The organism is Actinotignum timonense, from assembly GCF_900155575.1.
In the GTDB taxonomy this organism is placed as follows: domain Bacteria; phylum Actinomycetota; class Actinomycetes; order Actinomycetales; family Actinomycetaceae; genus Actinotignum; species Actinotignum timonense.
Window position 1 is genome coordinate 1985688 of record NZ_LT706966.1, and the last position, 14717, is coordinate 2000404.

Below are 14717 nucleotides of genomic sequence, written 5' to 3' on the forward strand. Positions count from 1 at the left end.
AACACAGCAAGAGGGGTATAAGAGACGGGGGATATCCAGATCGGGGCGCTGGGGTTCTTCCACCCGCGGCGGGATGGCGCGGTGAGTTCCCGGGCGCTGCGCAGCCGGCTGCGCTTCGGGCTGGGCCGGCGTATAGGCGGGGCTGGCCACCGGGTGGGCCGGGCTCGCCACGGCTTCGACTTCCGGTTCGGGTTCCACCGGGGCGAGGTCCTCAATAGGCTCCACGGCATCGTGCCCGGCGGGCACGCCATCCATCTGCAAAAGGTGGTCACGTGCCTCATCGAAGCCCGCGGCAATCACCGTTACGCGCACCTCGTCGCCAAGGGATTCATCGATAATCTGGCCAACGATAATATTCGCGTTCGGATCCACCGCTTCCTTGACCATCTTGGAGGCGGAGGCAAGCTCCTTCATACCAAAGTCCGCACCGGCCAGGAAGGAAATAAGTACGCCGTGTGCACCGTCGATGGAGGCTTCCAGCAACGGGGAGGAAATGGCGCTCTCGGTAGCGCGCACCGCCCGATCTTCCCCGGAGGCCGAACCAATACCCATGAGGGCGGTGCCCGCGTCCTTCATAATGGCCTTGACGTCCGCGAAGTCGAGGTTAACCAGACCTGGAATGGTAATAAGATCCGAAATTCCCTTGACGCCCGAGCGCAGCACCTCATCGGCGAGGTGGTAGGCCTCAATAATGGTGAGATCTTCCTCGGCGATCTCCAGCAGGCGATCATTGGGGATAACAATGAGGGTATCCACCGCTTGGCGCAGTTCCGCGATACCCATGGAGGCGTTATTGGCACGCTGGGCACCTTCAAATTCAAAGGGACGGGTCACGACGCCGACAGTCAGCGCTCCCAAATCCCGAGCCACCTTGGCAACCACGGGGGCGGCACCGGTGCCGGTCCCTCCGCCTTCACCAGCAGTGACGAACACCATATCCGCGCCTTCGAGGGCGCTTTGGATAACTTCCACGTTTTCTTCCGCGGCGCGCTTACCCACCGAAGGATCCGCACCCGCTCCCAGGCCCTTAGAAACCTCGCGACCAATATCGAGTTTGGTTTCCGCTTCGGATTTCACCAGGGACTGCCCGTCGGTGTTAACGGCAATAAATTCCACACCGGCAAGTCCGTCTTGAATCATGCGGTCAACAGCGTTGACACCGCCCCCGCCGACCCCGATGACTTTGATATTGGCGGCGTTATTGACTACGGCCATGAGTTTTCCTCCCGAACCTCAAGTAAAACTTGAGGTTTTTCGTTCCTGACTTCGCGGAAAAGATAGTAGGTGAATGACAACGGTGCAATTCTCCGCGCTGGTGTGTTGCGAAGTGGTTTGCTCTGCTGGGTCGAAATCGGGTGGAACGATACTGCAGTGGGGCACTACGGTGCGGGAATAGCCTGGAACGGTGCGCGATTCGTATGGAACGGTGCGATGGCGCCGTGGAACGGTGCGGTAGCCGAGTGGTTCAGGATTAATGAACGACGACGGCGGTGGGCTCTGACACGTCGTACACCTGGCCAGGAACGCTAATCACGGTGGCCAGTGCTGCCGCTTTCAGATCGGAGCGCTGAGCATCCCCCCAGATCACTTTCTGCCCGGAGTTGAGATCGAGTCCGACCCGCCCGCTATCGCTCACCGATACCCCGGCTACCTGAGCCCGCACATCATCCTTGAGGCTGGCCAGCACATCAAGGGCGATGCGGATACCAGGGCCGTCACTACCATCCTCGGAGCGAGTGGCCGGCCCGGGACTCAGGCTCACACGCGGGAGGCTGGCTTCCACCTCGGGGAGAACCGGGAAGCTCACGCCGTCCCGATCCATGGCGGAACATGCTCCTTTGCCCACCAGGCAGGCCACCGGTTCACGCACGGTGAGGGTGACCTCGAGTCCGTGGAGGTAGCTGCGGCGCAGCTGCGCTTCTTTAATGGGTGGGAATTGGGCGCTCAGGTCAGTGGCGAGCGCTTCGGTATCCAGGCGTGGGAGCGGGATTCCCGAGCGTTCGGCGAGGGCGGCGGTGACGTCTTCCGCCGTCACCGCCGCGTTCGCGGGGATACCCGAGACGGTAATATCGCTGGCCCGCAAGGCCAGCAGCGGGCTAAAGAAAATCACCCAGGCCAGGGCGGCAAGCGCGGCGAGTACCGCACCAACCACCCCGAGGCGCCGCCAGCGTACCCGGCGTTTCTCGGAAGCTTTTTCCTCGAGGCGCTCGTCCAGGGATACCGTGGTGGTACTCCCTAGGTCGGCTAGCGGGGCGTCGCCGTCGTCGTACACCACCGGGGCGGTGGCGGCGGTGGGAACGTAAGTGATCTCCGTGTGCGGATTAATATCGCGCGCGGAGCGGCGTCGGGATGGTTCTTTCACCGCGCCGTCCCCTCCCCCAGTGCCGCCAGGATTTCGGAGCCTAGTGCGGTCACGTCGCCAGCCCCCATGGTGAGGAGCAGATCCCCCGGCTTCGCGCTCGCTGCGAGCGCCCGCGCGGCCTCGTGTTTATCGGCAATAAAATGCCCGGCGCCTCCCATGCGGGAAGTGATCATATCGCCCTCGATGCCGTCGAAAGGCGTTTCGCGGGCCCCGTACACGGCGGTAACAATGGCGGTATCGGCCAGTTCGAGAGCGGTGGCGAAACGATCCGCGAAATTGCGGGTGCGTGAATACAGGTGCGGTTGGAAGAGAACTCGTACGCTGCCCTGCCCGGCCTCAGCGCGGGCAGCGCGTAAGGTGGCTTCCACTTCGGTGGGATGGTGGGCGTAGTCATCAAAGAGGCGCACTCCCCCAGCCTCGCCGCGCAGCTCAAAACGCCGCCCCGTTCCGGTAAAAGCCGCCAGCCCGCGGGCCATATCCGCCAGGCTCACGCCCAGCTCTATACCGGCGGCGGCCGCTCCGGCCGCGTTGAGTTCGTTATGGGATCCGGGAACCTGGAGGGAGAGCGGCGCGCAGCTTTCCCCGCACCGTAACGCCCCGTCCTCGAGGGCCACGTGAGCTTCCACGCCGGGGAGCGCGGCGCCACGCCCGTAGCTGACCACCCGGATACCTTCGCTTACCGCTTGAGCACCCAGGCGGGCCGCACCGGCGTCGTCGCCGCAAACAATGAGGAGCCCACCGGGGACGATGCAACGCGCGAATTCCGCGAAGGCCTCTTCGAAAGCTTCCCGGCTGCCGTAATGGTCGAGGTGATCGGGTTCGACGTTGGTGACCAAGGCGATACGGGGCCGGTAGTTGAGGAAGGAAGCATCGGATTCGTCGGCTTCGGCAACGAGGACCTTCCCGGTGCCCAGGTGCCCTCCAGAACCGTGCCCGCGCACGCTCCCGCCAATCGCCCAGGACGGTGCCTGACCGGCTTCCTCCAGTGCCACCGCCAGCATCGCCGACGTAGTGGTTTTCCCGTGCGCGCCGGCCACCGCCACAAAATCGCGATCCCCGCTCGCGAGGGCGAGGGCTTGGGAGCGGTGGATGACGCAGGCACCGAGCTGGCGGGCCCGCGCGAGCTCGGGGTTATCTTCCCGGATGGCGGAAGAGACCGCCACGAGAGTGTCGGCGCTAAGGCGCTCCGGTTCCGTTCCGATCCACAGGGTGATGCCGGAATCCGCCAGGCGCTCCGTGGTGGCCGAGGCGCGGGCATCGGAGCCGGTCACGGTCCAGCCTTCAGCGTGGAGCAGATCGGCGATCACACTCATGCCTGCCCCGCCGATGCCGATGAGATGGATATGGGTCACCTGAGAACCTCCTCGATAAGATCGGCGAGCCGGGCTGCGCCGTCGGCCGGGCAGATGGCGCGCGAGGCCTGGGCCATGCGGGTGCGGGTGGATGCATCAGTGACGATGTCCAGCACGGTGCTCACCGAATCGGCAGTGAACTGGGCATTGGGAATGAGCAGCGCCCCGCCGGCAGCTACGACATCCGCGGCGTTGCGCGCCTGTTCCCCGTTACCGATGGGGAGCGGAACGAAGACGGCGGGGATACCCAAGGCGGAAACTTCCGCGACGGTGCCGGCCCCGGCGCGGCACACCACGGTATCGGCCACCGCGTAGGCGAGTTCCATTTCTTCCAGGTATTCGAGCACGTGGTAGCTGGGGATGGTGGCGGCGGTGCGCTGAGCCACGGCCGCTTTACCCCGCCCGGTGAGGTGGAGTATCTGCACGCCGGCGGCGGCGCAGCGGGATGCAGCGGCGGTCATCACGTCATTGAGGTGGGCGGCGCCCAGGGAACCCCCGGTGACCACGAGGGTGGGTAACCCCGGATCCAGGCCGAGGCGCGCCGCGGCGGCGGTGCGTGCTTGCGCCCTATCGGCACTGGCCAGGGCTGCGATGGCGGGGCGTAGCGGCAGGCCGACGGTGCGGGTGATACCGCGCGTGGCACGCAGCGGTGTGGAGGGGAAGGTGAGGGCGACGGCGGCCGCGCCCCGTGCCCCGAGTTTGTTGGCCAGGCCCGGTAGCGCGTTTTGTTCGTGCACCACTACCGGGATGCCGACCCGGCGCGCCGCGGCGTAGACGGGAGTGGAGGCGAAACCTCCGAAACCAACAGCCAGCTCAGCTCCGGCCGCGGCGAGGATACGGCGGGCTTGGCGCACCGCTCGCGGGAAAGCCACGGGGAAACGTAGTGCGTCCTTATCGGGACGGCGCGGGAACGGTGCGCGTTCCACGGTGGCGAAATCGAAGCCGCTGGCGGGAACGAGGTCCTTTTCCATACCGGTAGCGGTGCCGACCACGAGGATACGGTGCCCACGCCCGGCGAGTTCGTGGGCGGTGGCCAGTAGCGGATTGACGTGCCCGGCGGTTCCCCCGCCGGCGAGCACTAGTGTCACGAAGTCCTCCTGATAACTGCGCGCACCCGGCCCGCGAGTGAGCTGGAGCGCCGGAATGATTCTTTCACGCCCGGAACCGCCAGAGCTGCCGCCACGCAAACTCCCACCGCCATGAGGCAGGAGATCACGGAGGAGCCGCCCTGGCTCATAAAGGGCAGCGGCACTCCGAAAACGGGCAGCAGGCCGGTAACAACGAACATATTTGCCACAGCCTGTCCGCATAGCCACAGGGTGGCTCCCCCGGCCACGAAACGGCCGAAACGGTGCGGGTGGTACATGCAAATAGTGAGAAGGGCGTAGCCGATGGTGCCGAGCAGCACGATGACGACGGCACATCCGAAGAAACCGAGTTCTTCTCCCACCACCGCGAAGATGAAGTCGGTATGTGCTTCGGCGAGGTTCCCGGGCCATTTTTCAATTCCGGTGCCCAGGCCGGAGCCGCCCGGCCCCCCGGAGCCGAAAGCCCAGAGCGCGTAATCAGCCTGAGAGGGTGTTTGCCCGGTGGGAAGCGTGAAGAGATTTTGGAAGAAGTCTTGGATACGGGTGATGCGCGACCGGCTGGAAAAAATAAGCACGACGACGAGGAAGAAGCCCAGCGCCCCGCTGATAAGGAAATAGCGCCCCGGGAAGCCGGCCATCCAGAACATTCCCACGCCGATGAGGAGGAAGATGAGGGCTGTTCCCATATCGCCACCCACGAGCACCGCACCGATGGACGCGCCGGTGATGCCAATGGGGCCGCTCCAATCGGAGAGCTGGAAGTGAGCCCCTTGCACCATGCGCCCGAGCACCGCGGCCAGGGCCACCACCATGGCGAGTTTGAGGAATTCGGAGGGCTGGAGCCGGATGGGGCCGAAGGCAATCCAGTTGCGGTTACCGGCAACGGAGGCACCCAGCGGGGTGAGCACGAGGAGCTGCAAAAGGATCCCGAAGCCGAGGGCCAGGCCCCACAAGCGCTGGAAAACAGCGAGGGGAATACGCGCGCAGATCACCGCCAAAACGGTGCCGATGGCGGCGTAGGCCATCTGGAGGTAAGCGGAGCGGAACAGGTTGGGGCCGTCTTCGTATTCGGCGCGTACCGCCCCGGGGGTGATGGCGGAAAACACCATGAGGAGCCCGAGGAGAGTGAGAATCGCGGTGGCCACCACGAGGAGGAGGATGGAACGGTGCATGACGTTGCGTACGCGTTCCTCCGGGACGCTCGGTGCCTGCGGCTTCTCAGTTCGCTCACGCATGACGCGCCTCCGTGGCGCTATCCGCTGCACCGTTATCCTGCACCGTCTCCTCCGTCGGGGCACCGTCCCCCGCCGAAGTGCTGCCCGTTGCCGGGGCACCGTCCCCCGTTACAGCACTGCCTTCCGACGGTGCGGGCAGGGCGCGCACCGCGGCGGCGAAACGATCACCGCGATCCGCGTAGGAGGTGAATTGGTCCATGGAGGCACTGGCGGGAGCCAGCATGACGGTATCCCCCGTCTGTGCGTAGCGCGAGGCAGCCAGCACCGCGCGCGCCATAGGTTCGGAGGCCGCCGGATCGATATACGTGACGGGGAGGTTAGCGCCGTCCAGGGCCGCGTGCCAAGGTTCTTGATTCACGCCAATAACAACGACGGCGCGCAGCCTGTCCCGCACCTGTGCCACGAGGGATTCAAAGCGGGCACCCTTGGGTTGCCCACCCACAATCCACACGCAGGTACCCTCCGCCAGCGCGGAGACGGAGGCGAGGGCGGCGTGGGCATTGGTGGCTTTGGAATCGTCCACGTAGCGCACCCCGGCGCGTTCGCTCACCGTCTCAATGCGGTGGTGGCCCGGGCGCATATGCTGGAGCCCGGCGCGCACCACCTCCGCGGGAATATCAATGGCCCGGGTGAGGGCCACGGCGGCCAGGGCGTCCCAGATGAGGTGGCGCGGCAGCGCCGCAGTGGTGGGAGCCAGCTGGGCGACGTCGTTCAACGAAGCGATCTCCACGGCGCTAGTCCACCGTTGCTTTCCGTAGGCACGGTCCACAATAAGGCCATCCACGATACCGATCTGCCCGACGGCGGGAATACCGGTGGTGATGCCAATGGCGCGCGCACCTTCGCGCACGTCCGCGCTATCGACCATGCTCTGGACGGTACTATCGCCCACCGGGTAGACCGCGGCGGTGCGCACATGTTCGTAAATACGGGCTTTCGCGGCGGCGTAGGCGGCGCGGTTGCCGTGCCATTCGAGGTGGTCGTCGGCGATATTGAGGCAGATACTGGCGGCCGGCTCCATGGTGTGGGTGGTGCGCAGCTGGAAGGAAGAAAGCTCCAGTGCGAAGGCACGCGGGGCATCCGGGCCGGTGGCGCTCACGGCGGTGACGGCGGGATTGCCGACGTTCCCAATGGGTTCGGCCCCAAGGTGCGCGGCGCGCAAAATATGGGCCGCCATAGTTACCGTGGTGGTTTTGCCATTGGTACCGGTGACGGCGAGCCACGGGGCGGCGTGCCCCGCACCGTCGTGGGTGCGCAGGCGCCAGGCTAGTTCAATTTCGGACCACAATTCGATGCCGTGGTCGGCAGCCGTAGTAAAAAGCGGGCCGATTTCGGGTATGGCGGGGGCGGGGATAATGACGTCGGGCCGCCACGCCAGCACTTTGCGCGCCAGTTCGGCCGGGGTCGGGTCGCTCCCGCCGGTATCCACGGGGAGCGCGGTGACCGCCCCGAGCTTAGTAATATCGGCGTCCCATACGCTCACACGCGCCTCGGTGAGCTCGGTCAGTGCCCGCGCGCAGGCCCGCCCTGATTTCCCTAAACCGACGACGGCGATACGGCGCCCTGCCAATTCCGCCGCGCCCGGATGTTGCCACTCACTCATCTTTGCATCAACCACTCAGCGTAAAAAATACCCAGGGCGATAAAGCCGCACAGGGCTTGGATCACCCAGAAGCGCACCACAACCGTGACTTCGTTCCACCCTTTGAGTTCGAAATGGTGGTGGATGGGTGCCATGCGGAATACCCGTTTTCGTGTCATTTTGAAGACGCCCACTTGGACTACGTCGGAGATGACTTCTAGCAGGTAGAGCCCACCAATGAGCACGGCGAGGAATTCGGTGTGGGTGTAGATGGACATTCCCGCGAAGACGCCGCCCAGGGCGAGGGAGCCGGTATCCCCCATGAAGATTTGGGCCGGCGAAGTGTTCCACCAGAGGAATCCGATAAGCGCTCCGACGAGGGCCACCGCGATGATATTGAGATCGCGCGGGTCGCGGATGGGGTAGCACCCGGGGGCGGCGTCCACGAGCCCGTAGCAGGGGTGGTTGCTTTGCCACATGGTGATGAGGGTGTAGACCCCGAAAGCGATGATGGAGGCACCGGTGGATAGGCCGTCCAGGCCATCGGTGAGATTGACGGCATTGGACCAGGCGGTGATAAGGAAATTCGCCCAGATAATGAAGAGGATAATGCCGACGGCGGTACCGGCGAAGGCGAGACTCAGGCCGGTATCGCGCACGTGGGAAATGCGCATGGATGCCGGGGTTCGGTTGTTTTCATCCGCGAACATCAGGGAAAGCACCGCGAAGGCGACGCCGACAATCCCCAGGCCCGCGATTTTCGCCCAGGGGGTGAGCCCCAGGCTTTGTTTGCGGGAAATTTTGGTGAAATCATCGGCGAAGCCTACGCCCGCCATGCCGATCATGAGACCGAGGAGGAGAATTCCGGACATTCCCGGGCTGCGCCCCGCTCCGATATTGCCCACCAGGTAACCGATAACAACCGCTGCCACGATAGCCAGGCCCCCCATAGTAGGGGTGCCGCGCTTGACGAGATGCGAGGTGGGGCCGTCCTGGCGGATAAATTGGCCAAATTGTTTACGCACGAGGAAACGGATGAGAAGCGGGGTCCCGAATAGGGTGACAAGAAGCGAGACCGCAAAAGCGATAATAAGCGCGAGCACTATTCCCCCTTGAGGCGCGTGGCGATATGCCACACGCCCGAACCGTGCGAACCTTTGATGAGGAGTGCCCCATCCTCATTGAGCATATCGGAGAGCTCAGCCTCGGCTTCCTCCCACGCGCCGACCGCGCGGGCGGTGATACCGGCGTCACGGGCTGCCTCCGCGAGCGCCGCCACCTGGGGGCCAACCGCGATGAGGAGGCTCACCCCGGCGGCTTCCAGGGCCGGGAGGAGAGCGAGGTGTTCTTCCCGCGAGGCAGCTCCGAGTTCGAGCATATCGCCGAGAATTGCGGCTTTGAGCCCGCTCCCGAGCTGTCCGAGCGCGGCAATGCCGGCGCGCATGGAATCCGGGTTGGCATTGTAGGAGTCGTCGATGATGAGGGTGGAGCCGCGGCGGAATACATCCATACGGTGGGCGCTGGCGGGCCCGCTGGATAGCCCCGCCACGATGGCGGGCAGGCTGACCCCGGCGGCGGCCGCGGCGGTGGCCGCCGCGAGCGCGTTCATGACCTGGTGTTCTCCCACGAGTCCGAGGTTGATCTTTGAGGTGCACGGGGCGGACGGCGCAGACAGTTCCGACGGTGCGGACGGCGCAGGCAACGTGTACGGCGCGGATGGCGCGGGGCTAGCTGCGCCGTCGTTCATATGGAGCGTGAAACTGGCCCGACCGTCGCTTCCGAGGGTGATGTCGCTTGCCGTCACGTCCGCCGGATGCACGCGCCCGAAGGTGCGTACCCGGCCGCTCGCGACCTGCCCGGCCATGGCCGCCACTCGCGGATCATCGGCGTTGAGGATGGCGATGCCGTCCTCGCGCAGGCCTTCCACGAGTTCTGCCTTGGCGCGCGCCACGTTCTCAATGCCGCCAAATTCGCCCAGGTGCGCGCGGGCCACCACCAGCACCACGGCGATATCCGGGGGCGCGATAGAGGTGAGGTAGGCGAGGTTGCCAATATGGTCGGCGCCCATTTCCGCCACCAGGGTGGCGGTGTTCGCGCCCACACGGAGCACCGTGAGTGGTAAGCCGATTTCGTTATTGAGCGATCCGGGTGGGGCAACCACATCCCCCCGTTCCCGGCATATGGCGGCGAGAAGATCCTTGGTGGTGGTTTTCCCAACGCTGCCGGTCACCGCGATAACCCGCAAGTCGGGGTTGACGTGGCGGGCCAGCTCAAGGTTGTGCCGGGCCAGGCGTCCGAGCGCAGCGGGAATATCATCGACCACGATAATGCGTTCAGCTTCGGCACCGCCGGCACGGGCGGCCTGGCCATCTTCGGTGAGAATAAGGCTGGCCCCTGCCGCGCGCGCCTGGCCGCTCAGGGTATTCGCGTCCACGCGCGCGCCTTTCACGGCGGCAAAAAGCGCGCCGGGCGTGATGGCGCGGGTATCGATAACCGCCGCGGTGACCTCGGTATCGCACAACGGTGCGAGCGCGGTCCCGCCGACGGCGGCGATAACCTCCGCGGAGGACATGGAAATCATTGCGTGTCTTTCTCTTCTTGCGTGTTTTTGTCGAGGACGATCCGGTTAGTACGGTCAGAACAATCGCCCCGGTCAGCGCGGTCAGTCCAGCCAGCACTGTCGGCACGGCTACCCCGGCCAACGGAGCTAGCGCGCTCAGCGAGCGCCGCCCGCGCTACCTCGCGGTCGTCCAGCGGAATGTTACGCCCCCCGGCCACCGGTTGATAAGTTTCGTGCCCGCGCCCGGCCAGCAGCACGGTATCCTGCGGTGCCGCCTCCCGGATGGCAGTGCGCATGGCGGTGGCGCGATCAGCGATGTCCACGATGCGGGCGGGGCTGTGCGCGCTGCGGGCCCCGTCCAGGAGTGCGGCGCGGATCGGTGCGGGATCTTCTTCGTGCGGATCGTCGTCCGTGATGTAAACGACGTCGGCCAGTTCGGCGACCGCCCGGCCCATCTCGGGGCGCTTGTCCACATCGCGCTCCCCGGCGCTTCCGGTCACCACGATGAGCTGACCGCTGGTGGTGGGGCGCAGAGCATTGATCGCCAGGCGCAGCGCCGCGGTATTATGCGCAAAATCAACGACGACGCGCGGCGCGCTACCCACCACTTCCATACGACCGGGGACTTGCGGTGTGAGCCCGGCGCCTACTACGGCGCCAACCGCACCGCGGTCCGCCCCGCTTTCCAGCACCATGGCCACGGCGAGCGCGGTATTGGCGATATTGAAATCTCCGGGCAGGCCGGTGCGCACCGTCATCTCCCAGCCGTCGCTATGGGCCAGGGTGAAGGAGGTGACGGGGCCGCGCTCGATATCGCGCACCTGGTACCCACTCCTCCCCCCAAGCTGAGAGAACACGGCGAGGGCCACGGTGGGCACCTCGGTTTCCCCAGCCAGGCGCCTACCCCACTCATCATCAACGGTAATAACCGCCCGCCGTGAGCACTCCGGGGTGAAAAGGCTGCGCTTGGCCTGGTAGTAGTTCTCCATGGTGCGGTGGTAATCGAGGTGGTCCCGGGTGAGATTAGTAAATCCAGCCACGCTGAAGACCACGGGGCTGGTACGGTGCTGCGCCAGCGCGTGGGAGGAGACTTCCATGGATACATCCGTCCCGCCCCGTTCCACCAGGAGGGCGAGCAGTGCTTGCAGATCCGCGGGCATGGGCGTGGTCAAATGCGCCGGGGCGCACAGGTCCGCAATTTTTGTTTCCACGGTTCCCACCAGCCCGGTGGTACGATCCAGCGCGGTAAGCAGGCCGTCCAGGAGGTACGTCGTCGTCGTTTTTCCATTGGTGCCGGTCACCGCGAAACTGCGCAAGCATTCGGCCGGTTCCCCGTAGACTCGGGCCGCAATGGCACCCAGGTGNCCGCCGCGGGAGGGGCGCGATTCGCGAAAACGGGGCCCCCGCCGTCCCCCCACCGTCCCCGGCCCCGGCCCCGCCGTAGACCGCTATCGCCACCGCGATCTGCGGATCTTCGGCCGGGATGGCCGCAATAAAGGTACCTACGCGGCGGGTGAGGTTTCCGTTGGCGTCCGGAACCTGGGCGGTGCCGGTTTTGCCGGCCACGTTGTAGCCGGGGACTTTCCCGCGCCATCCGGTGGATTGGTTATTGGTAACCGCCTGCATCATATTCATCATGGTGCGCGAGGATTCCTCGCTCATGACACGGTGGCTTTCCCCGGGAACGGTGGGAGTGGTGCGCCCGCTGGCGTCGGTGGTGGAGTCCACAACATGGAGCGGGATATAGACTCCCCCGTTGGCGATGGTGGCCCCGATCTGCGCGAGTTGCACGGTAGTGGCCGCCCAGCCCTGCCCGAACATAGTGGTGTAGCGGTCACGCTGGCCCCACTGCTCCGGCGGGCGCAGAATGCCGCTCGATTCGGCCGGTAATTCTATCCCCGTGGGGCTTCCCAGCCCGTAGCTGCGCATATAGTCATAGCGCACGTTATCGTCCACGGTGTCACCGATCTGGACGAGCCCGGTGTTATAGGACTGGGCGAGAATCCCCGCCACCGTCATCCCCTGGGTGGGATGTGGGTCGTTATCGGAAATGCTTTCACCATTAGGCATGGTGATGGTGTCCGGCACCGTGAACTGGGTGAGCGGGGTGACGGTGCCGGTATCGATAGCCGCCGTGAAGGTGGGGAGCTTACCGGAGGAGCCCGGCTCGACCGGCGCCTGCACGGCGCGCGAACCCCAGGAATCCGGATTCGCTTCCTGGAGACGCGAAGGATCGGGGGCGTGGGAATCGGCCAGGGCAAGCACCCGCCCCGTCCCCACTTCGATAACAACGGCGGCGCCCCAATCCGCGGCATTGGCATCCACCGAAGCATCGAGAGACTCCATGAGGGCGTTTTGCAGATCACGGTCAATGGTGAGTTTCACGCTCGCACCATTGACCGGATCCACGCGTTCGGTTTTCCCATTCGGTACGACGGCGCCGCCTCCGGCGGTTTGCACCGTCAGGCGCCCATCGGTGCCAGAAAGCGCGTCATTGAAGGTGCGCTCAATCCCCGCCTGGCCGGTGGGCACCGGATTATCCGCGGTTTCCCCCACATAACCGAGCACATTTCCGGCCACCGAACCGTTGGGGTACTCGCGTTTCATGAACTGCTCGGGTTCGATTCCCGGAATTCCCAGCGCGTTGATTTCCCGCCATTTTTCGGGGGAAATATCCCGGGCGATGTATACAAAGGTGGATTTCTTCTCACCACCCAGGAGGGTGCCTCCCAGTTCCGCCCGATCTACGCCGAGCAGGGGCGCGAGTACTTTCGCTGCTTCCGCTGCCCCGGTGCCCTCCACGATGAGCTGGTCATTGGCATCCAGGACGTAGTCCCCGTTCTCATCGGTTTGGTAGTGCCGATAGGAGCCGATGAGATTCTGGTTGACGCCCACGTTATAGCGCTCCACGGAGGTGGCGAGAACCGCCCCGTTGGCGTCCACAATATCGCCCCGTTTGGCCTGCAGGGTGTAGGTACGGGTGCGGAAAGCATCCGCCGAGGCAGCCAGGGCATCGGCGCGAATAAATTGCAGGTCTATGAGCCGTACCCCGAGGATCCCCAGCGCGAAGAAGAAGATAATCGCCATGGTGCGCACGCGCCGTACGTGCGGCTGCGCGGCCTTCCAGCGGCGAGCTAGTTCCTTCATGCGCTTGTCCTTCGTGTCACTCCCCCGGAATCGGAGCAAGAATTGTAGCGGACCCCAGGTCCATGTGCTGAACGTCCGTGGCGGGGACGAGGCCGAGGGCCTGCGCGCGTTCCTTGAGGCCTTGCGGAGTGGATGCCCCCACCACTTCATCCGTGAGGGTGGACTCCACCGATTGCGCGACCGCCAGCTCCTGCTTGACGGAGCGGATTTCGTACGCCGTGCTTACCATACGCGTATTAAGCGCGAAAACTGTGGCAAACGCGCCGAAGAAGAGCGCTAGGCAGATGATCACGGTGCCGAGGAAGCCACGGTGTGCCGCAGGAGTGGGGATAAGCGTCAGCTCGGGACGCCCCGAGATGACGGGACGGGTACGCGGCGCTGCAACAACGTGGGGCTGTGCGCTCATAGCTGACCTCCGGGGCGAATTTTCTCGGCCGCGCGTAAGCGAACGGAGGCGGAACGAGAATTGCGGGTGATTTCTTCTTCATCGGCTTGAATAGCTCCTCGGGTGAGGAGTTCCAGCCAGGGTTTATGTTCTTCAAGTTCAACGGGCAAGCCCCTGGGGGCTCGGGAGGTGGCGCCGGCGGCGAAGGCCCGTTTCACCAAGCGGTCCTCGAGGGACTGGTACGCTTCGACGACGATGCGCCCACCCACCCGCAACGTGGCGAGGGCTGCCGGCAGGGCCCGTTCGAGCGTTCCGAGTTCGTCATTCACCGCGATACGCAGAGCCTGGAAGGTGCGCTTGGCGGGATTCCCACCGGTGCGCCGCGCCGGGGCGGGAATCGAGGAGCGCACGATCTCCACCAGTTCTCCGGTACGAGTGAACGGGGCACTGGCGCGCCGTTCCACAATCGCGGTGGCGATACGGTGGGCGAATTTTTCCTCCCCGTACTCGCGCAGAATCCGAGTGAGCTCCCGCACCGATGCGCTCGCGAGGATATCCGCGGCGGTGCGCCCGACCTGGGCGTTCATACGCATATCGAGCGGGGCATCATGGGCGTAGGAGAACCCGCGCTCGGTTTCGTCCAATTGCAGGGAGGACACTCCCAAATCCATAAGGATTCCATCCACGGGGCGATTACCCGCTGCCGTGGCCACGCCGTCATACGTGGTTTGGACGGGGCGGAACCGCTTACCGAAACGGGCCAGGCGCTCCCCCGCCAAGGCGATGGCGGCCGGGTCGCGGTCGATTCCGATAACGGTGAGGTTCTCGAAACGCTCGAGGAAGGCTTCGGTGTGCCCGCCCATCCCGAGGGTGCAGTCAATGAGGACGGGAGCGGGAACCTGGAAGGCGGGAGCGAGGAGCTCGATGCAGGTGTCCACGAGCACCGGGGCATGCAGCGCGTTCCCAGCGGCGCGCGGTGCGCCCGGGGTGCGTGCTCTCTCCATCC

At 65.1% G+C, this 14717-nt stretch carries 11 protein-coding genes and 1 pseudogene; all 12 read right to left on the bottom strand.

Annotated elements, in window-relative coordinates; all coding sequences use genetic code 11:
* On the bottom strand, positions 1–1215 hold a 1215-nt coding region (gene ftsZ / locus CZ322_RS08475; protein ID WP_087070940.1), incomplete at its 3' end, for a cell division protein FtsZ.
* Between the two features lie 256 nt (positions 1216–1471).
* Positions 1472–2362, bottom strand: a complete 891-nt coding sequence (locus CZ322_RS08480; RefSeq protein WP_087070941.1) for a cell division protein FtsQ/DivIB — start codon at positions 2360–2362, stop codon at positions 1472–1474.
* Positions 2359–3714: a UDP-N-acetylmuramate--L-alanine ligase gene (murC, locus tag CZ322_RS08485; RefSeq protein WP_087070942.1), complete on the bottom strand. Its 1356-nt coding sequence runs from the start codon at positions 3712–3714 to the stop codon at positions 2359–2361. Before murC ends, CZ322_RS08480 begins: the two co-directional genes overlap by 4 nt.
* Entirely contained in the window at positions 3711–4802 is a 1092-nt protein-coding gene (murG, locus tag CZ322_RS08490; protein WP_087070943.1) for an undecaprenyldiphospho-muramoylpentapeptide beta-N-acetylglucosaminyltransferase, read from the bottom strand. Before murG ends, murC begins: the two co-directional genes overlap by 4 nt.
* Complete coding sequence (locus tag CZ322_RS08495) at positions 4799–6037, bottom strand: FtsW/RodA/SpoVE family cell cycle protein (RefSeq protein ID WP_087070944.1); 1239 nt, start codon at positions 6035–6037, stop codon at positions 4799–4801. The genes murG and CZ322_RS08495 overlap by 4 nt, the downstream gene beginning before the upstream one ends.
* The gene (gene murD / locus CZ322_RS08500) at positions 6030–7640 is read right to left on the bottom strand and encodes a UDP-N-acetylmuramoyl-L-alanine--D-glutamate ligase (RefSeq protein WP_087070945.1); all 1611 of its coding nucleotides are present in this window, start codon (positions 7638–7640) and stop codon (positions 6030–6032) included. Before murD ends, CZ322_RS08495 begins: the two co-directional genes overlap by 8 nt.
* A complete protein-coding gene (mraY, locus tag CZ322_RS08505) occupies positions 7637–8722 on the bottom strand; it encodes a phospho-N-acetylmuramoyl-pentapeptide-transferase (protein ID WP_016442544.1) in 1086 nt (361 codons plus the stop codon). The genes murD and mraY overlap by 4 nt, the downstream gene beginning before the upstream one ends.
* Positions 8722–10200 carry a UDP-N-acetylmuramoyl-tripeptide--D-alanyl-D-alanine ligase gene (locus tag CZ322_RS08510; protein WP_087070946.1) on the bottom strand — a complete coding sequence of 493 codons (1479 nt, stop codon included), beginning with the start codon at positions 10198–10200 and terminating at the stop codon, positions 8722–8724. The genes mraY and CZ322_RS08510 overlap by 1 nt, the downstream gene beginning before the upstream one ends.
* The gene (locus CZ322_RS08515) at positions 10197–11597 is read right to left on the bottom strand and encodes a Mur ligase family protein (RefSeq protein ID WP_234984517.1); all 1401 of its coding nucleotides are present in this window, start codon (positions 11595–11597) and stop codon (positions 10197–10199) included. Before CZ322_RS08515 ends, CZ322_RS08510 begins: the two co-directional genes overlap by 4 nt.
* A pseudogene (locus CZ322_RS08520) lies at positions 11584–13326 on the bottom strand (peptidoglycan D,D-transpeptidase FtsI family protein); the annotation flags it as partial. The gene CZ322_RS08515 and the pseudogene CZ322_RS08520, both read right to left, overlap by 14 nt.
* A gap of 16 nt (positions 13327–13342) precedes the next feature.
* The gene (locus tag CZ322_RS08525; protein ID WP_087070947.1) at positions 13343–13732 is read right to left on the bottom strand and encodes a hypothetical protein; all 390 of its coding nucleotides are present in this window, start codon (positions 13730–13732) and stop codon (positions 13343–13345) included.
* Positions 13729–14715, bottom strand: a complete 987-nt coding sequence (rsmH, locus tag CZ322_RS08530) for a 16S rRNA (cytosine(1402)-N(4))-methyltransferase RsmH (RefSeq protein ID WP_087070948.1) — start codon at positions 14713–14715, stop codon at positions 13729–13731. Before rsmH ends, CZ322_RS08525 begins: the two co-directional genes overlap by 4 nt.
* Positions 14716–14717 lie beyond the last annotated feature (2 nt).

Excerpts from the sequence above, each read along its gene's own strand:
- CZ322_RS08495 (WP_087070944.1), bottom strand. The coding sequence starts at position 6,037 with ATGCGTGAGCGAACTGAGAAGCCGCAGGCACCGAGCGTCCCGGAGGAA.
- murD (WP_087070945.1), bottom strand. The coding sequence starts at position 7,640 with ATGAGTGAGTGGCAACATCCGGGCGCGGCGGAATTGGCAGGGCGCCGT.
- CZ322_RS08510 (WP_087070946.1), bottom strand. The coding sequence starts at position 10,200 with ATGATTTCCATGTCCTCCGCGGAGGTTATCGCCGCCGTCGGCGGGACC.
- CZ322_RS08525 (WP_087070947.1), bottom strand. The coding sequence starts at position 13,732 with ATGAGCGCACAGCCCCACGTTGTTGCAGCGCCGCGTACCCGTCCCGTC.
- rsmH (WP_087070948.1), bottom strand. The coding sequence starts at position 14,715 with ATGGAGAGAGCACGCACCCCGGGCGCACCGCGCGCCGCTGGGAACGCG.